Below are 20,873 nucleotides of genomic sequence, written 5' to 3' on the forward strand. Positions count from 1 at the left end.
AGAGTTTATTTAACCGACTGTGCGAGAGCTTTAGCAAAGTTCTCGGTAACGGCTTGTCTTTTCCCTGTTGGTACATGCTCTTTTAAGATATGCGTGATAGAATTTCCTAAACACATAAGACTCAAATCAACCGGCGCATTGTGTTGAGTTAACACATCAATAAGCTGATCGACGATTTGTTCTACTTGTTCATTAGAGTATTTTGATAAGATTGGCATCAGTTGGTTCAATTTAATAGTTATATTCTCACATTTTAACACCAGAGGCGTGAAAAACAAAGATGGCAACAGACGTTAAAAAACTAGTCGTTCATTATGTAGACAAAAAAGACGGCGATACTCAAATTCATTTACGTAATGATGAAATGCTAATCAACGATAAAGTAGCTGTGTTTATTGAGCAATTGCATCATGCATATAATGGTAAGCCAGGTAAAGGCTTTTGCGCTTTTAGTGGCGATAAAAATAGCGTAGTTGCATCGGCAATGCAAAGTTACCGTAACAACGAACTTGGCTTTTGGCATATGACAGATCAAGCATCGAGTGTGTTAAAAGAGGAACTTGATAAATACGCATTTAATGAAACCGGTTATTTAGTGTTTTGTCACTATCAGTATGTGGCTACAGACTACATGCTGATTGCGATGATTAATATTAAAGAGCATTACTCAATTACCTCTGAACTTGATTTAGCGTCGTCACGTCATTTAGATATTTCGCGTATGCAATTAGCGGCACGAATCGATTTAACCGCTTGGGACACCCAAGCGCAAGACAATCGTTATATTTCATTTATTAAAGGCCGCGCAGGGCGCAAAGTTGCCGATTTCTTCTTAGACTTTTTAGGCTGTGAAGAAGGTATTGATCCTAAACAACAAAGCCAAGTAATGCTCAGTGCTGTAGAGGATTACTTATCAGAGCAACAATTTGATAAATCAGAAAAAGATGATTTACGTAAACAAGTATTTGATTACTGTAATGATTGTGTAACGACAGGTGAAGATGCCAACGTAAGTGAGCTTTCGGCAACACTTACAAAAGGCGATGACAGTCCGTTTGACAGCTTTTGCAAAGAGCAAAGTTACGATTTAGAAGAGTCATTCCCCGTTGATAAAAAAACAGTGGCAAGTATGGTTAAGTTCTCTGGTTTAGGTGGCGGTGTAAGTGTGAGCTTTGAGCGTAAACACTTAGGTGAACGTGTTACTTATAATGAAGCAACCGATACCTTAGTGATCAAAGGCATTCCGCCAAACTTAAAAGATCAGTTACAACGCTTCATGGAAAAAGAACAAGACTAATGCGATTGATCTAAAGTTACAGGTACAAAAAAGCCCCGCTAGTTAATAATTAACTAGCGGGGCTTTTTAATGAGTATTGTTAATCAACACTCATTGTTTTAGTCATTGTAGAACTTGCACGACCAGCAGGTTTGATTGAACCCGCACGTAAACCACTGTCTGGCACTAGTTCACGTTTATCGTGAGCCATAGCAACAGATGTATGTTTTACTTCGCTATCAGCTACAGGGGTAGGCTGTGCCATTGGCGCACTTGCTGACCCTTGAGCTATCGCTGTTTTAACATGTGGTGCTGCAGTTACTACTGGAGTTTCAACTTTAGCTGGCGCTTCAACTTTAGCTGGCTCTTCAGTTACCACTGGCGCTTCAACTTTAGTTGGCTCTTCAGTAACTACTGGGGTTTCAACTTTAGCTGGCTCTTCAGTTACTAATGGAGTTTCAACTTTAGCTGGTTCTTCAGTTACTACTGGCGCTTCAACTTTAGCTGGCTCTTCAGTTACTACTGGCGCTTCAACTTTAGCTGGCTCTTCAGCTGCTACTGGCGTTTCAACTTTAGCTGGCTCTTCAGCTGCTACTGGCGTTTCAACCTTAGCTGGCTCTTCAGCTGCTACTGGAGTTTCAACCTTAGCTGGCTCTTCAGTTACTACTGGAGTTTCAACTTTAGCTGGCTCTTCTACAGCTTCAACTTTGGCTAAGTCTTCAACCGCAACGGCTTGTTCAACTTGTTGCGCTGCATCCGCAGGTGTAGCTGCAGATTTAGCTTTAAGCTCTGCTTCATACTCTGCAGCAGCTTGGTCGGCAACAGGAACAAATGCCGGTGCTTCATCTGACTTAGCTTCATTGCCTTCACCTTCAGGGCGACGACGACGCTGACCTGATGCACGAAGATGACGAGGTGAGCGACGTGAACGTGTACGAGTTTGCTCTTGCTCGTCTTCGGTTGTAGGTGTTTCATCGTTAGAATCAACATCTTCAACTTTTTCTTCTTTAATATGAGCTGTTTTTTCTGCCGCTGTTTGAGTTTGCTTTTCTACAACAGGTGCTTGCTCTTGGGCTACTGGTGTTTCTTTTTCTGTAGCTTGTACAGGTGTTTCATCTGTTGTTTGTACAGGTGTTTCATCTGTTGTTTGTACCTGCTCAGCATTTTCATCTTGCAGGCGTACTTTTTTACGCAAATTACGACGCTGGCGACGAACCTTTGGTTTTTGATCCTTTGGCTCTTCGGCTTGAACTGGCTTAGTTTCAGCTTCTGCTTTTGCAGGTGCATCAACTTTTACTGCATCTTTATCTTCAGTGCGTGGCTCTGGGCGCTTACGTGAATTAGGATTGCGACGACGCTTATTGCGATTCTCGCCTCTCTCTTGGTTCTCGTTAGTTTGCGTTGCTGCTTCAGGTGTTGATACAGAGTTAGTTTTAACCTCTTCATCCGCAGTACGCTCAGTGCGTGGCTTAGAACGAGGGTTATTACGGCGACGCTGATTGTTGTTATTACGGCGACGATTATCGTTATTACGCGTATTATCGCGCGTTTCTTGTTGCTGTTTTTGTGTTTCTTCTTTTTTCACTTCAACGGTTTCGCTGGCGAATAAAGATTTAAACCACTTACCAATTGCATCCAGTAAACCGCTTTGCGCTTTAGTTTCAGCAGGGGTAACAACGTTAGCAGGAGCCGCTTGTGGAGCTGGTGTTGCAGGCATTACAACGCCTTTTAACATTGGCTCTTCACGTACTGGTGCTACAGGCGACTTAGACATTTCAAATGCTTCAGGCTCTGGAGCAACAATTTGTCCATAGCTTACTGTTTCAATCGTTTCGTCTTTACGTAAGCGCATTACTTCGTAGTGTGGTGTTTCCATGTGTTGATTAGGAATGATCACTATGTCGCACTTATGTTGTTTTTCCATGCGATGAACACTACGGCGCTGTTCATTTAATAAATAAGCGGCAACAGCAACAGGCACTTGAGCATTAACTTGTGCAGTGTTGTCTTTAATTGCTTCTTCTTCAATTAAACGCAAAATAGACAGTGCAATTGATTCGTTAGAACGAATCGTACCTTGACCACTACAACGTGGACATGGGCCTTGGCTTGCTTCACCTAATGAAGGGCGCAGACGCTGACGCGACATTTCGAGTAAACCAAAACGTGAAATTTTACCAATTTGCACACGAGCACGATCAGGACGAACAGCGTCTTTTAGACGGTTTTCTACTTCACGCTGATGGCGTGGTGGTGTCATATCGATAAAATCGATAACAATTAAGCCACCTAAGTCGCGAAGACGTAATTGACGTGCAATTTCATCTGCTGCTTCTAAGTTAGTATTAAGTGCTGTTTCTTCAATATCGCCGCCTTTTGTTGCTTTAGACGAGTTAATATCGATAGAGGTTAATGCTTCTGTAGGATCAATTACAATTGAACCACCTGAAGGCAAGCGTACTTCACGCTGGAACGCAGACTCAATTTGGCTTTCAATTTGGTAATGCGTAAATAATGGCGTATCACCTTGATAAAGCTTAACACGGCTCATAAAGTCAGGGCGAAAACGTTCAATATGCGCTTTAGCTTCTTCAAAAACACGTGGTTTATCAATTAATATTTCGCCAATATCACGACGTAAATAGTCTCGAATTGCACGAAATATTACATTGCTTTCTTGGTGTATTAAAAACGGCGCTTTAGCACTGTCGGCTGCAACACCAATTGCTTCCCAATGAACAAGTAAGGCTTTTAAATCGTAGTTTAATTCTTCAAACGATTTGCCAACACCAGCAGTACGAACAATTAACCCCATACCTTTAGGAAGTTCTAAACGACTAAGTGACTCTTTTAGTTCAGTACGCTCATCACCTTCAATGCGACGAGATATACCGCCAGCACGAGGATTATTAGGCATTAAAACTAAGTAGCTACCGGCAACGCTGATAAAGGTAGTAAGTGCTGCGCCTTTTTGGCCACGCTCTTCTTTATCAACTTGTACTATAACTTCTTGACCTTCTTTGATCACGTCACGAATATTCGGACGGCCATGGAAAGTATACCCAGCTGGGAAGTAAGTACGGGCAATTTCTTTTAAAGGAAGGAAACCATGACGATCAGCACCGTATTCAACAAATGCTGCTTCAAGAGATGGTTCAATGCGAGTGATTTTGCCTTTATAAATATTGGCTTTTTTCTGTTCGTGACCTGGGCTTTCTATATCTAAATCATATAGGCGCTGGCCGTCAACCAGTGCTACGCGCATTTCTTCTTGCTGCGTTGCATTGATTAGCATACGTTTCATATTGTTACTCTACTAGTTTGTGTCGCTGACATGACGCTGTTTTCACGTCTGTTCAGTTATTCCTATTTTTAGAATGTGCAGCCTCACGACTGGGTCTTTAATGGAACGGCTCTGTTTTTTGCGTACGCAGTATTTTTAAATGCAGGCAAACAATAGTGTATTTATTACTATTAAATTCATAGCAGGGCTAAAACTGTCGGCTTTTCAGCTACGTTACACGTTTTACCCAGAAGTTGGCCTGTCATACTAATCTTATTAAATGCCGTTCATATTTAGGCGCATAGGGCTCGTTAAGTAAGTGAGTAATACAATGTGATGTACTACTAAAATCCATTTTTGTGAGCAAAAATCGCTGCCAATGTTAATGACGACTTATTTATTAGATTTTTTTAGTTCTAAATAAGCTGCTGTACGGTACTACAATTGAGCAAGTGCTGAACGACGTTTTTACGTCGTCACTATCAGACAAATTATCTGTTCATTGCTTTTTCAATCGCATTAAAAATCAATTCATGTTCAAACTTAACTGGCAATATATTACGCGCATTGCCGCTAATTGATCGCACGTGTTGACTGGGTATGTATAAAAGCTTTGGAAAACTTAACTCGGATCTGTATGATCAATTACCCAGAATGTGCATCACGAATGTATTACTGCGTTAAAAAGCACCGTTGTTATTTGCAAATACTAAATATTTGCGCTGCTGATTATCCCACTATTATAACTGTGTTAGCAACTAAATTATTTTTCTTAAATTAGTGATTAGGCAATGTCAGAAAAAAACGACTTACAAGTAACTTATGTCACGATCAACGAAGACCATTTAGGTCAACGAATTGATAACTTTCTTATTACCCATTTAAAAGGGGTGCCTAAAAGCGCAATTTATAAACTTTTGCGTAAAGGTGAGGTGCGCGTTAATAAAAAACGCATTAAGCCGGTATATAAACTGCAGCTAGAAGATGTTCTTCGTATTGCGCCAATTAGGGTGGCAGAACGAGAAGAGTTTGTGCCTTCAAAACTTGATAAAGTAACACGCCTTGAAAATGATATTATATTTGAAGATAAATACCTGATTGTTATTAATAAACCATCGGGTATGGCGGTACATGGTGGTAGTGGCTTAAGTTATGGTTTAATTGAAGCGCTGCGAGTATTACGCCCAGAAGAGCGCAGTTTAGAGCTTGTGCATAGACTAGATCGCGATACGTCGGGGTGTTTATTAATTGCTAAGCGCCGTTCAGTACTGACTGCTTTACATGAGCAGTTACGTGAAAAAACCATGGAAAAAAACTATTGGGCGCTAGTTGATGGCCAATGGGACTCTAAAACTAAAAATGTTACCGAAGGGCTGCGTAAAAATACGCTTAAGTCTGGGGAGCGCGTAGTGCGTGTAGATAACACTGAAGGTAAACCCTCACATACCCGCTTTAAAGTGCTTGAGCGCTTTAACGAGTGCTCGTTAGTGCAGGCGTCACCGGTTACCGGGCGTACTCACCAAATACGTGTGCATACACAATGCAAAGGGCATCCCATTGCGTGTGATGATAAATATGGCGATGAAGAGTTTGATAATTCGATGCGTAAAACAGGGTTAAATCGTTTGTTTTTACATGCTCATGACTTAACTTTTTATCATCCTAAAAACGAAACAACCATGCGCGTAGAAGCACCGCTTGATAAAGCACTGGCTAATTGCTTAGTTAAATTGCGTGCTAATAAAACGTGATAGCAGTCAGTTCGCTCAAAAAGTACAAGCTGGTTATTTTTGATTGGGACGGCACAGTAATGGATTCAATAACTAAAATAGTTAATTGTATTCGCAGCAGTGCCGTTGCGTTAAATATAGAACCGCCAAGCAATGAAGTAACAAAAAGCATTATAGGTTTGTCGCTTGATAAAGCCATTGCGGTATTATTTCCGCTGCATAGAGCGCAGCACCAAGCGTTAATTAGTGGATATAAGCAGCATTACCAAACAGATACTACGGCTACACCATTATTTGCCGATGTAGAAAAAGTGCTATTAGCACTACAGCACAGTGGCATTATTTTAGCCGTGGCAACAGGTAAAGGGCGCGCAGGACTCGATCGTTTATTACATCAAAGTGAGTTAGGGCATTATTTTAGTGCAACGCGTAGTAGTGATGACGCAAGCTCTAAGCCATCGCCGGATATGTTGTTTCAATTATTAGCAGAGCTTGGCATAAGCGCCGACGAAGCGGTTATGATTGGCGATACAAAAATTGATATGGCAATGGCGCAAGCCGCGGGTATGGATAGCATAGGTGTCACTATGGGTGTACATAACGCAAAGCAACTTAGCGAGTTTAACCCGATTGCAACTGTTGATAGTTATCAGCAGTTGCAACAGTTATTGCTGCCTGAGCATTAACTAAGGGGGGTATTTGATTGCGCACTTAGCACATCAAGGCCAAACTCAGCTAATAATTGGCTGAGTTTGATCAGTGGTAAACCAATTAAACTGTTGGGATCGTCTCCAGTTAATTTTTCAAATAAACAAATCCCTAGGCCTTCACTTTTAAAACTGCCTGCGCAATTATAGGGCTGCTCAGCATCGCAATAAGCACTTATTTGCGCATCAGTGAGTGTTTTGAAAGTAACATTAAATGGTTCAATGCAGGTTTTACTCTCCCCAGATGTAAGATCGTAAACGCACAGGCCAGTTAAAAATGTTACACTATGGCCGCTAAAAAGGGATAACTGCTTTACGGCATTGTGTTTATTATGAGGTTTACCTAAAATTTGCTCATTAAATACAGCAACCTGATCTGAGCCAATCACTAAGCCTTTACTAAAGTGTTTACTAGCTGCGCGGGCTTTTAATTCACTTAAACGCTTAACTAGTTGTGCAGGGGTTTCATTGTTTAATGCTGACTCGTCAACATTCGGTGAAAATGTATCGAATGGCAGATTGAATTTTTGTAATAAAGACTGCCTAAAGGGTGAGCTTGAGGCTAATATAAGTGGGTACTTCATAGATTGTTTTCCTAACCAAAATCAGATTGAGTTAGGATAAATCAGATCCGTGAGTAAAACACGTGAAAAACCACGTAAATATGGTTTTTTACTTTGACTAACCAACTAACTATCTATATGATGCAGCCCCTATGCAAAAGGTGAAAATTCCCATCACTCTTCATCCAGGCAAAGCAGCGCAACACCGTTTAAAGTATGACGGCATTGTACCGCTTGAGAAACTAACTCGTTTACGAGAAGTTGTGCAGGAAGAAGTAGGTGAAATAGCGGTAAAAATTCATTGCAAAAACGACGACCAAGGTTTTGTTGTGATTAGAGGCAATTTGTCCACACACGTAACTGTCACTTGTCAACGTTGTAATGGTGATTTAGGGTTGGATTTGGTGCAAGATTTTGTTTATTCACCAGTTGGTGATGAAACAGAATCAGACATTTTTCCAGAAGACTACGATGAAGTAGCGCTTGATGAAAATGGTGAAATTAACGTTTTTAATTTAATTGAAGACGAATTAATTTTAGCAGTTCCATTAGTCTCTACCCACAACGAAGCTTCATGCAGTTATTCAGCAAAGCCTGCCAGCTTTGGTGTTTTAAAGGCGGAAGATGAGAAACCTAATCCATTTGATATTTTGAAACAACTTAAGAAAGATTCTTAGGAGAAGACTATGGCTGTACAAAAAAGCAAAAAGTCTCGTGCAAGACGCGGCATGCGCCGTTCACACGATGCGATTAGTGGTCCAAGCTTAACTGTAGATCAAACATCTGGTGAGACTCATCGTCGCCACCATGTGACTGCAGATGGTTACTACAAAGGCGTTCAAGTAATTTCTAAATAAGAGATTTCTTTATGCTGAATAATCTAACCATAGCGTTAGATATGATGGGGGGCGATTACGGCCCCCGTTCATCTATCCCCGCTGCCGTTAACGCGGTAAATGCTCATGCTAATTTAACGCTAATTTTATGCGGAAATGAGCAAGTCATATCAAAACAACTCGAATCACTCGATTCACTAGCACACCCTCGACTTATTATTCGCCACTGTAGCGAAGTTGTTACAAATGCATGTAAGCCCGGTGTTGCTGTACGCTCCAAAAAAGATTCATCTATGCGCGTTGCCCTTAACTTAGTTAAATCGGGCGAGGCTCAAGCATGCGTAAGTTCAGGTAATACTGGCGCGTTATTCTTTATGGCACATTACGTGTTAAAAATGCTTCCTGGTGTAAAACGTCCAGCACTTATTTCTGCGGTACCTACAGAGCGAAAAAACCCTGTTTATTTACTTGATCTGGGTGCTAACGTACATTGCGATGCGCAAACCTTATATCAATTTGGCATTATGGGGTCGGTAGTCGCAGGACAAGCACTTGGCTGCGATAATCCCAAAGTAAGTTTATTAAATATTGGCTCTGAAGATATCAAAGGCCATGAAGATATTAAGCAAGCTGCACAATTAATGCAGCAAAGCCCTTTAATCAACTATATTGGTTACAGTGAAGGTAGCGATATATTTACCGGAAAAGCCGATGTTATTGTATGCGAAGGCTTTGTGGGTAATGTGGCGCTTAAAACCTGTGAAGGGATTGCAAAACTTATAATGAATAAGTTTACCGCCGCGCTTGAAAAGCACCTCGTATATAAATGCATGGCGTTTATGCTGAGCCCAATAATAAAAAAACTCTATAAAAGGGTGAACCCCGACCAGTATAACGGTGCAAGTCTGGTAGGATTGCGCGGTATTGTGGTTAAAAGCCATGGAAATGCCTCAGCTAAAGCATTTCAAGCAGCAATTGATGAAGCGGTAAAGGAGGTTGAACGCCAACTTCCTGACAAAATAGCCGCAATTTTTGAAAAAATACATTCTAAAGACACGGTGAACGAGTAGTAATTGAGTTGCCGTGTTTATAACATTATTTATTTGTTTAATTAAAAAGAGCAAAATATGGCACAACAAATTGCAATTCTATTTCCAGGTCAAGGCTCACAAAGTGTTGGCATGTTAACTGAGTTACTCCAAAGCTCAGACATTGTTAAAGCAACTTTTAGCGAAGCGTCAGCGGCGTTAGGATATGACCTAGCAGAACTGGTTCTTAATGGCCCAGAAGAAAAGCTAAATCAAACTCACCGCACTCAACCTGCATTATTAACAGCCAGTGTTGCTATTTACCGTGACTGGTTAGCAGCTAACCCAGATGCAGATGTTGTTATGGCTGGACATAGCTTAGGTGAGTACTCAGCATTAGTATGTAGCGAAGTAATAAGCTTGAGTGAAGCGGTAAAGCTAGTAGAAAACCGTGGTTTATATATGCAAGAAGCCGTACCTGCAGGTGTGGGTTCAATGGCTGCTATTATTGGCTTAGGCGACGATGAAACCAAAGCGGCTTGCGCCGCTGCAGCGCAGGGTGAAGTGGTTTCTCCGGTAAATTATAATTCTCCTGGGCAAGTTGTTATTGCAGGCCATAAAGCGGCTGTAGATCGCGCTTCTCAAGCGTGTAAAGATGCAGGTGCAAAACGTGCATTGCCACTTGCTGTTAGCGTACCATCGCATTGTGAGCTAATGAAGCCGGCCGCTGAAAAGCTAGCTATTGATTTAGCTGCGTTAACATTTAACACGCCTAAATGCGCTGTTATTAATAATGTTGATGTAAAAGCTGAAACGTCAGCTGATGCAATTAAAGACGCATTAGTACGCCAGTTATACAGCCCAGTACGCTGGACTGAAACAGTACAAGCATTAGTTGCACAAGGTGTAACGCAAAGCTACGAATTTGGCCCAGGCAAAGTATTAACTGGCCTTGCAAAACGAATTGATAAAGCAATGATCTGTGGTTCAGTTAACGACTGTGCCTCAATTGATGCTGCAAAATAAGAGTATAAAATATGACTAATTTATTTTCATTAGCGGGCAAAGTTGTCCTGATCACGGGCGCTAGCCGTGGTATTGGTAAAGCCATTGCAACTACTTTAGTTGCCCAAGGCGCAAAAGTAGCGGGTACGGCCACCAGTGAGTCGGGTGCTGCTAAAATTAGCGAGTATTTAGGTGAAAGCGGTAAAGGTTATGCGTTAAACGTAACTGATCCTGCATCTATTGAGGCGACATTGGCGGCGATTAAAGCTGATTTTGGCGATGTTGACGTATTGGTTAATAATGCCGGCATCACTCGCGATAATTTATTAATGCGCATGAAAGAAAGTGAGTGGGATGATATTATCGACACTAACTTAAGTTCTATATTCCGTTTATCTAAGGCGGTATTACGCCCAATGATGAAGAAAAAGAACGGTCGTATTATCAATATTGGCTCAGTAGTGGGCACTATGGGTAATGCTGGGCAAGCTAACTATGCAGCGGCTAAAGCCGGTGTTATTGGCTTTTCTAAGTCACTAGCACGCGAAGTAGCGTCGCGTGGTATTACGGTAAACGTAGTTGCGCCTGGTTTTATTCAAACCGATATGACTGATGGTCTTACGGATGAGCAAAAAGCAGCCACACTGGCAAATGTACCAGCAGGGCGTTTAGGGCAACCAGATGAAATTGCTGCTGCTGTATGTTACCTAGCGTCAGATGCGGCTGCGTATGTATCGGGTGAAACTTTGCATGTAAATGGTGCGATGTACATGGTTTAATAGCCTATGTGCAAAGAAAGTAATTAAATATAAGTAATTAAATTGCCAAAAAAGATTGAATTATTGGCAATCTTGCTTTAAACATACTTGAAATCGTGGTTAAAATAAGCGATAAAAGACGAAACGTACACTCAAGAGGTTTGACCAGACAATTATTTATGGTCAAAAGATTGAATCAGAGAATTATGCGACGTAAACTACGCCGCAATCTGAAAATAACGCATTGGCGTTTTTAATAAAGGAAAGAAGAATGAGCGATATCCAAGAACGCGTAAAGAAAATTATCATCGAACAACTAGGTGTTAAAGAAGAAGAAGTGAAGAATGAATCTTCTTTCGTAGATGACTTAGGTGCAGATTCTCTTGATACAGTTGAATTAGTAATGGCTCTTGAAGAAGAGTTTGATACTGAGATCCCTGATGAAGAAGCTGAAAAAATCACTACAGTACAATCTGCTATCGATTACGTTACAGCTCACGCTGAGTAATTAATCGCATATTAAGGGCAGCATTCGCTGCCCTTAATCTCTATATCCAAACCACTTCAAAGTATATGATTCAAAGCAAAGCTAAACATCAATCTAATTTACACTGATTTTATTGGTATTATGCGTTTTAAATCTAATTTGAGACGAGTACTTTGAAGTTGCTTGGGTATTATTATCCCCTTATAAAACACCTTATTGGAGGCAAACCGTGGCTAAACGTCGAGTTGTCGTAACTGGCTTAGGAATGTTGACGCCGCTAGGTAATGATGTGCAATCAACCTGGCAGGGCTTATTAGATGGCAAAAGTGGTATTCAAACTATCACACACTTTGATACATCAAAATTTGGTACGCATTTCGCGGGTCTAATCAATGATTTTGATGCATCGGCTTATATGCCAGCAAAAGATGCTAAAAAAATGGATTTATTTATTCAATACGGCATTGCCGCGGGGATCCAAGCATTTAAAGATTCAGGCCTTGAAGTAACTGAACAAAACGCGACGCGTATTGGCGTAGCAGTGGGTTCAGGTATTGGTGGTTTAACGCTTATTGAAGAAAACCATATAAAACTACTTAATAGTGGACCGCGTAAGTTATCCCCATTTTATGTACCTTCTACCATTATTAATATGATTTCTGGTCATTTATCAATAATGAATGGACTACGTGGCCCTAATATTTCTATTGTTACAGCCTGTACTACGGGTTTGCATAATATTGGCCATGCTGCTCGTATGATAGCGTATGGCGATGCAGATGCTATGGTAGCTGGCGGTGCTGAAAAAGCCTGTACACCAATTGGTATGGGGGGCTTTAATGCTGCTCGTGCACTTTCAACACGCAACGATGATCCACAAGCGGCTTCGCGTCCTTGGGATAAAGACCGCGATGGTTTTGTATTATCAGATGGTGCGGGTGTTGTGGTTGTTGAAGAATACGAACACGCAAAAGCACGTGGTGCAAAAATTTACGCAGAACTAGTTGGTTTTGGTATGAGTGGTGATGCATTTCATATGACTTCACCACCAGAAGATGGTGCAGGCGCAGCATTAGCGATGGAAAATGCGCTAAACGATGCGCAAGTAAATGCGGACCAAATTGGTTACATTAACGCACATGGTACATCGACTCATGCAGGCGACAAAGCAGAAACCTCGGCCGTTAAAAGTGTTTTTGGCAGTGCAGCAAAAGACGTAATGGTGAGTTCATCTAAATCTATGATGGGTCACTTATTAGGTGCTGCTGGTTCGGTTGAGTCGATTATTTCAATATTGTCGTTAACCGATCAAAAAGTTACCCCAACAATTAATCTTGATAACCCAGATGAAGGGTGCGATTTAGACTATGTACCGCACACTGCCCGAGATGCAAAATTAGAGTTTGCACTATGTAACTCGTTTGGCTTTGGTGGTACTAATGGCTCGTTACTGTTTAAAAAGGTATAATCTTTTTTAACAACAGACCAGACTATAAGAGCTCAGTTGTTTAACTGGGCTTTTTTTATATGCAAAAAACACAAAAAAACACACAAACTATTATTACAACAGTTAAAAACAGCACTATAAGCGCGTACGATCGTGGCTTAAATTATGGTGATGGCTTTTTTACAACTGCAAAAGTAGTAAATGGGCAAGTAGAGCATTGGTCACATCATAAAGCACGTTTAATTGAATGTGCTGCACGACTTGGTTTTCCATTAGTAGATATTGCTGAACTTGAAGCTCACATAGCTAAAAGTATAGCGGAGCATACGTTGTGTGTGCTTAAAATTGTAATAACGCGAGGCGAAGGAGGGCGCGGTTATGGTTTGCCGCAAACCTGTAATGTAACCGTGTTATTGAGTGTTTTAGAGTATCCTCAAAATTACAGCAGACTGGTAAATGAGGGTATAAGCCTTAACATCAGCCCCATTAAACTAGCCGCACAACCCTTGCTTGCAGGGCTCAAAACACTAAACCGCCTTGAACAAGTATTAATAAAAAAAGCGCTGCAAACGCAACCTTGTGACGATGTGCTTGTACTTGATTATAACAACAATGTGATAGAAGCCTCTGCAGCAAATATTATTGCTATTAAGCAAAATAAATTATTTACCCCAAGCCTTAATGAGTGCGGGATAAAGGGGGTTTATCTACAATCATTATGTGATAAATTAGCCGTTGATTTTAAGTGCGTAAGTATTGCAGACTTGCTTGAAGCAGATGCGGTTTTTATCTGTAATAGCTTAATGGGCGTAGTGCCTATTAATCGTCTTGAGCAGCGTAGCTTTGATATTGTGCATAGCCAGTTATTATTAAATAAATTATTAGCCAAGGAGGCTAAGTGTTAAAAGTTACTTTATCGGTATTATTATTAGCTATAATTACCAGTGTTTTTGGTTATCAGCAATTACAAGCAACGCTCCATAGCCCATTAAAAGTAGCGAATAACACCCAATTTGAAGTGAAAAAAGGTACTGGCTTTAATCAGTTATGTAAGCAATGGCAAGCCAATAACTGGGTAGAAAACTGCTGGCGTTACCAATTACTTGCTAAACTAGACCCAACACTCACAGATTTAAAAACGGGGCTTTACGCACTTAATAGTGATAGTGTTATTAGCAATATAAAAAAAATAAATAATGGCCAACAAGTTAGCTTTAGTTTTACAATTATTGAAGGCCAAGCGCTGCGCGAAGTATTAGCCGCTATTAAAAATGCCAATAACTTAAAAAATGATTTAAAAGAGCAGCAACTAAGTCAGCAAATACTTGGCAGTGATATGCACTTAGAAGGCTGGTTATTTCCCGAAACCTATCACTATCATAATAACGACACAATTAGCAGTGTGCTAAAACGCGCCGCCCAAAAAATGCAGCAAACCCTTGATACTGCTTGGCAGCAGCGTGCACAAAATTTACCCTATAAAACAGCGTACGAAGCACTGATAATGGCCTCCATTATTGAAAAAGAAACGGGCCTTGCCAGTGAGCGGCCATTAATCGCCTCTGCATTTGTAAACAGACTAAATACTAATATGCGTCTACAAACAGATCCAACCGTAATTTACGGCATTGGGGAGAGCTTTGACGGCGATATTAAACGCAAAGACTTGCGTAACTACACGCCCTATAACACCTATCGTATTAATGGCCTGCCGCCAACACCCATTGCCATGCCATCAAAGGCAGCTATTTTAGCCGCGGTTAATCCACCCACAACTGAGTATGTTTACTTTGTTTCAAAAGGTGATGGCAGTCATCAATTTTCAACCACATTGAAGCAACACAATGCGGCAGTTAAAACGTATATATTAAACAAAAAGAACTAATTTTTTATGAAACCTAAATTTATAGTAATCGAAGGGTTAGAAGGGGCCGGTAAATCTACCGCTATTGCTTTGTGCCAGTCGTTTTTAAACAGCAAAAAAATTGATTTTATTAATGTGCGTGAACCCGGTGGTACGCCGCTTGCTGAGTCGTTACGTACATTAGTAAAAGCACAACATGACGAAGAAATAGCGTTCGAAACTGAGTTATTAATTATGTACGCTGCACGCTCGCAGCTAATGCATAATGTTATTAACCCAGCACTTGAGCAAGGGCAATGGGTACTTGCCGATCGTCATGACTTGTCATCGCAGGCGTATCAGGGTGGTGGGCGTGGTATTAGTGCTAATACACTTGCATCACTTTCTTCCATGGTATTAAAAGGGCTAAAACCCGATTTAACCATTTACTTAGATATTGATCCGGTTATTGGCCTTGAACGCGCTAAAGGTCGAGGCGAATTAGATAGAATAGAACAAGAAGCGATTGAGTTTTTTCAGCGTACACGGATGCGTTATTTAGAACTTGCTAATGACGACAACTCCATTAAAACTGTTGACGCAAACCAAAGCATTGAGCACGTACATCGTGATATAACGAATGTATTACGCACATTTTTTGCAGAGCAAAAATAATATGAGACTGCCTTGGCTACACGATATAGAGCAACGCTTAACACAAAGTTTTAAAGCACAGCGCTTTCATCATGCGCAGTTGTTTAGTGGTCCTATTGGTGTTGGCAAGTTTGCTTTTGCAAACCAGTTAGCAAATGCATTGTTGTGCAACAATATAGCCGAGCAAGTTGCGGCAAAAAAAAGTGTATTATCAGCTTGTGGACAGTGTAAAAGTTGTTTATTAATAAAGGCAGGTACTCACCCTGATAAGCGCTTAACGCAAGTTGATGGGCAGAGTATTGGCGTAGACGATATACGTGGTATTAGTGATTTTATGCATCATTCGGCAGCGCAAAATGGTAATAAAGTCGCTATTATCGAAAACTGCGAAAAAATGACTACCGCTGCTGCAAATGCGTTATTAAAAACGCTAGAAGAGCCAAGTCAAAGCCGGTTTTTAATTCTCACAACCAGTCAAGCTACACAATTGCCAGCCACTGTTTTAAGTCGCTGTGCAAAAACGGATGTAAAAGTAACAAACTTAGCACTTGCTCAGCAATGGTTAGAATCGCTAGAAATAACTAATTACACCTGGTTGCCGCTGTTTTACAGCCAACCACTGCAAGTTAAATACTGGCAAGAGCAAAATCAGCTAAAAAATATAAATACACTTTATAAATTTGCAACTGAGTTTAAACAAAGTCATAATTTTACTGAGTTAATAGCAATAATAAATAAACAGCCTGAGCTTATTCGTATATTTACGTTGTTTTTAAGCGAGCAATTAAAACAACAGCTTATGCAAGGCATGAGCTTTGACGCTTATCAAAATGTGCAACATGCTCTAAACGAGTTTTTACAAAATAATACCAAAATACTCGGGCTAAATTTACCGCTAGCAGTATCGAGATTAGCGTCCGTACTGCGAAATAATTAAAGGACTGAGCATGCAAGAGCTATTAGTAGATATAGACGATTTAGATGAATTATATTGCTGTTATATGCCTTATTTAAAAAAAGGTGGCTTATTTGTACGCACTAATATGCGTTACGAAGTAGGGCATTCACTCGCTTTACGAGTTACCCTTCCAGATGCGTTAGAGGATGACGTTGTGACCGGGAAAGTGTCGTGGATCACACCACAAGGAGCGCAAAGCTCTAACCCGCCTGGCATAGGTATTAGTTTTTTAGATGATAAAACAAACCTAAACGCCAAGATCGAAAAACTACTGGGGACTATGTTAAACTCCGGTAATCCAACTTATACCATGTAAAGTAGTACCATGATTGTAGATTCTCATTGCCATTTAGACCGCCTTGATTTTGATAAGCTCGATTTAAACCTTGACCAAGTGCTTGATAAAGCGCGTGCAAAAAAGGTTGAACACTTTTTATGTGTAAGCGTAACACTTGATCAATTCCCGAATATGCTTGATAAAATTAAGCATTATGATGATGTGTCAGCTTCGTGTGGCGTACATCCACTTGATCAAAAAGATGCGCTTAATAAGCAACAATTAATCGATTTAGCGTCGCACGATAAAGTCGTCGCCATTGGTGAAACAGGACTTGATTACTACTACGCAAAAGACACGCATGCCGTACAACAGGCAAGCTTTGTTGGTCATATAGAAGTAGCAAATCAACTACAAAAGCCATTAATTATTCATACTCGTGACGCTCGTAGCGATACCATTAATTTAATGAAACAGCATAACGCCGAAAATTGCGGTGGTGTACTACATTGTTTTACTGAAGATTGGGATATGGCTAAAAAAGCCATTGATATGGGCTTTTATATTTCGATTTCGGGCATTGTTACCTTCAAAAATGCCGTAGAGTTAAAAGAAGTGGTAAAGCAAATACCGCTCGATCGCTTGTTAATAGAAACCGACTCTCCATATTTAGCACCAGTACCATATCGCGGAAAAACTAATCAGCCAGCATATGTAGAAGATGTGGCTTATTACATTAGTGAATTAAAGGGAATTAGCTTTAACGAGCTGGCAAAAGCGACTACAGAGAACTTTTACTCTTTATTTAAATTAGCAGCCAAAGGCTAAATACATGAAAACTCACACGGCGCAACTTCCTATTTTATTAATGGGGCCTATGGTGCGCCGTGCAGAGCAAACCAGTGTATGCATTCAGTTTGCTACCTCTAAGCCTGTAAACTGTCGCATTGAACTGTTAAATTATGAATGTTACAGCGATCAGCACAGCGTTTCTCTCGGCGAGCACTTATATCTGCATTTCGTCATTATAAAGCCAATAAATCATAAGTTTCCTACTGACAGCTTATTAAGCTACGAACTTATAGTTGACGATACCCCAATTGATTTATCGCCTTGGTGCTATAGCAATCAAGCAACACCTGCATTTGTAATTCCCAATAAACTCAGTGATATTTTGCACGGATCATGTCGTAATGCACATCATCCCGCAAAAGACAGTTTAGTCTGTGCAAGTCATTGGCAAAATACTCAGCGCGGTAATAACAACCAAGGTGCACAATTGCTATTACTGAGCGGTGATCAGGTTTATGCCGATGACGTAGCAGGACCTATGTTATTAGCCATTCATCAGTTAATTGAAGCCTTAGGTATTTATAAAGAGCAACCACTTACAGTTGAGCTACCGAACGATATAAATGAGCAGCTTTATAATCGCCATTTGTTCTTACCAAAAACACCTTGGCAAAAACGCTCAAAGTTAGGTGTTAGTTACTGGCTGAAAAAAGATGAACCTCACTTTTCAAGTGTAAAAGCCCACAATCACCTTATTCACTTTGAAGAATATATAGCACTTTATTTATTAAATTTTAGTGTTGCCGCTTGGCAATGTGTAGATATACAAAGCATAACGTATGCAGGTCAAAACGAGCAAAACAAGACTATTTTTAACGCCGAAAAATCAGCACTGATTGATTATACAAAAGGATTGAGTGATGTAGAGCGGTTGTTTGCCAATGTATCTACATTAATGATATTTGACGATCATGATGTAACCGATGACTGGAACCTGACAGCTGGATGGGAGCAAGCGATTAGTCAAAACCCAGTGAGTAAACGTATTGTAAGCAATGGTTTAATTAGTTACTGGTTGTTTCAAGGGATGGGAAATGATGCACTCACTAAAACGGGCACATTAATCGCTGCGTTTAAGCACAGCTTAGCGAGTAGTAATATTTGGCAATTTAAAACATTTGATAAAACACTAACAGAATTTAGTCATTGGCATTATGAACTGACAACGGTTCCTAAAGTGGTGGTGCTCGACACTCGCACACATCGTTGGCGTAATGAGCAAAATTTTAATGAGCCCTCTGGTCTACTTGATTGGGAGCGACTTACTGATCTTGAGCAGAGCTTATTGAGCCATGATCAAGTTATTATTGTATCGCCCGCGCCAGTATTTGGCGTTAAATCGATTGAAGCTATTCAAGCGCTATTTAATATGTGCGGCCAACCGCTCACGGTAGACGTAGAGAACTGGATGGCTCACGAAGGCTCGGCAAGAAAATTGCTCGATACTTTTAGAAGAGACGATACCCCAAACGAAACGCTAATTTTATCTGGTGATGTACATTACTCCTTTTGTTTTTCGGTGCAAAAACGTTTTGGCGATCATCCTAATAGAGTGTGGCAGCTGACTGCCAGTGGTATAAAAAATGAATTTCCGCGTAAATTAATAAATATACTCGATAAACTCGATTCAATTTTATATAGCCCGAAAAGTCCGCTGAATTTCTTTACTAAACGTTGGCATATGGAGGTTGATAAACACCAAACCAAAGGCGATGGGCAAAAGTATTTAGTGAGCGATTCAGCTATTAGCTTAATAACGCTAGAGCAAGGTAATTTGGCCCGCTATCAGCTTATTCATGGCGACGGTCACTTAACAGAGTTTGATTTAGCACAGCACTAGTCGGCTTGATTACGTCTTTTTTTTATAGTTTTAGGCGCAGGTAATTTATTAGTTAAAATAGCTAAGCATAAAATAGCCATAAACAGCATTGAATTAGCGCCTGCTTGCAGCGAATAGTCGACTAAAGAATGCAGTAGCATAGTAATAATAGCTACTGCACAGCCAAATGCTACTCCTTGATAAAGTGCGGTTTTTCGTTGGCGCATGGTCGCAATACAGAGCCATAAACAATAAAGTATCAGCAAACCAAGTGCTAATGTTGCCGGTATACCTAGCTCCACAGCAAATTGTATATAATCGTTATGCGCATTATCGTAGTAGCCAGAAAAGGGCTCTGATTGATACGCAGGGAAAGCAGTGTAAAAAGTACCCCCACCTGATCCCAGCAATGGTTTATCTAATATAAGTGGTATAGAGTCGCGTACCACTTCGTCACGCGTTTCTGAGTGTATACTGGTTTCGCTAATACGCTGTTTTACTTTTTCAACGTCAAATATTGCACCAATAATAATTAAATCGATAATAAAAAAGCTAATAATAAGGTGTTTAAACGCTTTGGGCTTTTGTCTGTAAATAAATAAAGCCAATAAGCTCATAACCATTAAAGCGATAAAAAATGCCGAGTTACCCATGCGGCTGCGAGTTAATATTAAGGCAACAATAATAATAATTAATGATACGCGTAATACAATTTTAGAGCTTAATAATATACCAGCCCAGTCACGTAATGTTTGTGCGAGTGATTGTGTATTGTCGTTAGCAGAGCGTTTTAACTCACTGATCAACACACCTATGCCTAAGCATAAGCACAGCGCTAAATAGTTGGCTAAAAAGTTAGAATAAGTAAAAGTACCAATAGCACGATCGGTATGTTTATAACTAAATAATGGGCTAATAATATCGGGTGATAAGCTTAAATAACTTGCATATAAGGCCTGAAAAACCCCAGCAAAAATAACAGTGTAAACTAGTTTTTTAATTCGTAGGGAGTGGTTACAGTAAATAAAAATTAACCAGCAAAATAATAGCATAAACCAGGTTTTAATTAACATTTGCTGAGTTTGAAACGGATCAACACTTATACTAAATAGCTGTATTGTGCAAACTAAAACAACAACGCCAAGAGCAATAAATATAGGCCAAGAGTATAAAGGAGGATAAAGCAGTTGTTTATTTTTAATAGCACTATTAAATAAATGCAATAAAAACGTAAAGCTAATCAGCACGCCTATAGCTAATATTGCCCATGGGCGGTAACTGCCAAGGGGTAGGGGGAGTAAAAAAATAATTAAACATATAACAAAAAATATAAAGCGATTCACAGCCATC

General features: G+C 40.2%; 21 protein-coding genes. 17 read left to right on the forward strand and 4 right to left on the reverse strand.

Going from position 1 to position 20,873, the window contains the following annotated elements:
* Positions 1-5 precede the first annotated feature (5 nt).
* Positions 6-218, reverse strand: coding sequence for a DUF1414 domain-containing protein (locus I6F41_RS08235; protein ID WP_011328493.1), 213 nt, complete (start codon positions 216-218; stop codon positions 6-8).
* A gap of 62 nt (positions 219-280) precedes the next feature.
* On the opposite strand from I6F41_RS08235, the gene yejK reads away from it, so the two are divergent.
* A complete protein-coding gene (yejK, locus tag I6F41_RS08240) occupies positions 281-1,297 on the forward strand; it encodes a nucleoid-associated protein YejK (RefSeq protein WP_011328492.1) in 1,017 nt (338 codons plus the stop codon).
* Between the two features lie 79 nt (positions 1,298-1,376).
* Here the strand turns inward: yejK and rne are convergent, their stop codons facing one another.
* Positions 1,377-4,580, reverse strand: coding sequence for a ribonuclease E (rne, locus tag I6F41_RS08245; RefSeq protein WP_197108130.1), 3,204 nt, complete (start codon positions 4,578-4,580; stop codon positions 1,377-1,379).
* Between the two features lie 770 nt (positions 4,581-5,350).
* Between rne and rluC the strand changes: the two genes are divergently transcribed.
* Together rluC and I6F41_RS08255 are read left to right on the forward strand one after the other, a co-directional pair.
* The gene (gene rluC, locus I6F41_RS08250; RefSeq protein WP_011328490.1) at positions 5,351-6,310 is read left to right on the forward strand and encodes a 23S rRNA pseudouridine(955/2504/2580) synthase RluC; all 960 of its coding nucleotides are present in this window, start codon (positions 5,351-5,353) and stop codon (positions 6,308-6,310) included.
* Positions 6,307-6,975 (forward strand): HAD-IA family hydrolase, encoded by a 669-nt coding sequence (locus tag I6F41_RS08255; RefSeq protein WP_331460873.1) that lies wholly within the window; start codon positions 6,307-6,309, stop codon positions 6,973-6,975. The genes rluC and I6F41_RS08255 overlap by 4 nt, the downstream gene beginning before the upstream one ends.
* Here I6F41_RS08255 and I6F41_RS08260 read toward each other — a convergent pair.
* Positions 6,972-7,580: a Maf family protein gene (locus I6F41_RS08260; RefSeq protein ID WP_058373622.1), complete on the reverse strand. Its 609-nt coding sequence runs from the start codon at positions 7,578-7,580 to the stop codon at positions 6,972-6,974. The genes I6F41_RS08255 and I6F41_RS08260 overlap by 4 nt on opposite strands.
* 131 nt (positions 7,581-7,711) lie before the next feature.
* Between I6F41_RS08260 and yceD the strand changes: the two genes are divergently transcribed.
* The 14 genes from yceD to I6F41_RS08330 all read left to right on the forward strand — a co-directional run bounded on the left by yceD (position 7,712) and on the right by I6F41_RS08330 (position 19,544).
* Positions 7,712-8,236, forward strand: a complete 525-nt coding sequence (gene yceD, locus I6F41_RS08265; protein ID WP_011328487.1) for a 23S rRNA accumulation protein YceD — start codon at positions 7,712-7,714, stop codon at positions 8,234-8,236.
* 9 nt (positions 8,237-8,245) lie between these two features.
* Complete coding sequence (gene rpmF / locus I6F41_RS08270; RefSeq protein WP_011328486.1) at positions 8,246-8,416, forward strand: 50S ribosomal protein L32; 171 nt, start codon at positions 8,246-8,248, stop codon at positions 8,414-8,416.
* 11 nt (positions 8,417-8,427) lie between these two features.
* Positions 8,428-9,465, forward strand: coding sequence for a phosphate acyltransferase PlsX (gene plsX / locus I6F41_RS08275; protein ID WP_011328485.1), 1,038 nt, complete (start codon positions 8,428-8,430; stop codon positions 9,463-9,465).
* Positions 9,466-9,522: 57 nt separating this feature from the next.
* Positions 9,523-10,449: an ACP S-malonyltransferase gene (fabD, locus tag I6F41_RS08280; protein ID WP_089368444.1), complete on the forward strand. Its 927-nt coding sequence runs from the start codon at positions 9,523-9,525 to the stop codon at positions 10,447-10,449.
* Between the two features lie 11 nt (positions 10,450-10,460).
* Positions 10,461-11,207: a 3-oxoacyl-ACP reductase FabG gene (gene fabG, locus I6F41_RS08285; protein WP_011328483.1), complete on the forward strand. Its 747-nt coding sequence runs from the start codon at positions 10,461-10,463 to the stop codon at positions 11,205-11,207.
* Between the two features lie 250 nt (positions 11,208-11,457).
* Entirely contained in the window at positions 11,458-11,694 is a 237-nt protein-coding gene (gene acpP, locus I6F41_RS08290; protein ID WP_006792304.1) for an acyl carrier protein, read from the forward strand.
* Between the two features lie 208 nt (positions 11,695-11,902).
* On the forward strand, positions 11,903-13,141 hold the full coding sequence (fabF, locus tag I6F41_RS08295) for a beta-ketoacyl-ACP synthase II (RefSeq protein ID WP_011328482.1): 1,239 nt from the start codon (positions 11,903-11,905) through the stop codon (positions 13,139-13,141).
* Positions 13,142-13,200: 59 nt separating this feature from the next.
* Positions 13,201-14,025 carry an aminodeoxychorismate lyase gene (gene pabC, locus I6F41_RS08300; protein WP_011328481.1) on the forward strand — a complete coding sequence of 275 codons (825 nt, stop codon included), beginning with the start codon at positions 13,201-13,203 and terminating at the stop codon, positions 14,023-14,025.
* Positions 14,019-15,005 (forward strand): endolytic transglycosylase MltG, encoded by a 987-nt coding sequence (gene mltG, locus I6F41_RS08305; protein ID WP_011328480.1) that lies wholly within the window; start codon positions 14,019-14,021, stop codon positions 15,003-15,005. Before pabC ends, mltG begins: the two co-directional genes overlap by 7 nt.
* Before the next feature lie 6 nt (positions 15,006-15,011).
* Positions 15,012-15,638 (forward strand): dTMP kinase, encoded by a 627-nt coding sequence (gene tmk, locus I6F41_RS08310; RefSeq protein WP_011328479.1) that lies wholly within the window; start codon positions 15,012-15,014, stop codon positions 15,636-15,638.
* A 1-nt stretch (position 15,639) separates the two neighbouring features.
* A complete protein-coding gene (locus I6F41_RS08315; RefSeq protein ID WP_182683387.1) occupies positions 15,640-16,554 on the forward strand; it encodes an AAA family ATPase in 915 nt (304 codons plus the stop codon).
* A 10-nt stretch (positions 16,555-16,564) separates the two neighbouring features.
* Positions 16,565-16,891, forward strand: a complete 327-nt coding sequence (locus I6F41_RS08320) for a PilZ domain-containing protein (RefSeq protein WP_011328477.1) — start codon at positions 16,565-16,567, stop codon at positions 16,889-16,891.
* A 9-nt stretch (positions 16,892-16,900) separates the two neighbouring features.
* The gene (locus I6F41_RS08325) at positions 16,901-17,680 is read left to right on the forward strand and encodes a TatD family hydrolase (RefSeq protein ID WP_011328476.1); all 780 of its coding nucleotides are present in this window, start codon (positions 16,901-16,903) and stop codon (positions 17,678-17,680) included.
* A 4-nt stretch (positions 17,681-17,684) separates the two neighbouring features.
* Positions 17,685-19,544, forward strand: coding sequence for an alkaline phosphatase D family protein (locus I6F41_RS08330; RefSeq protein WP_197108132.1), 1,860 nt, complete (start codon positions 17,685-17,687; stop codon positions 19,542-19,544).
* On the opposite strand, the gene I6F41_RS08335 is transcribed toward I6F41_RS08330, so the two are convergent.
* Positions 19,541-20,866: an O-antigen ligase family protein gene (locus I6F41_RS08335; RefSeq protein WP_179807286.1), complete on the reverse strand. Its 1,326-nt coding sequence runs from the start codon at positions 20,864-20,866 to the stop codon at positions 19,541-19,543. The genes I6F41_RS08330 and I6F41_RS08335 overlap by 4 nt on opposite strands.
* Positions 20,867-20,873 lie beyond the last annotated feature (7 nt).

The organism is Pseudoalteromonas sp. SCQQ13, from assembly GCF_015864415.1.
Classification (GTDB): Bacteria; Pseudomonadota; Gammaproteobacteria; order Enterobacterales; family Alteromonadaceae; genus Pseudoalteromonas; species Pseudoalteromonas nigrifaciens.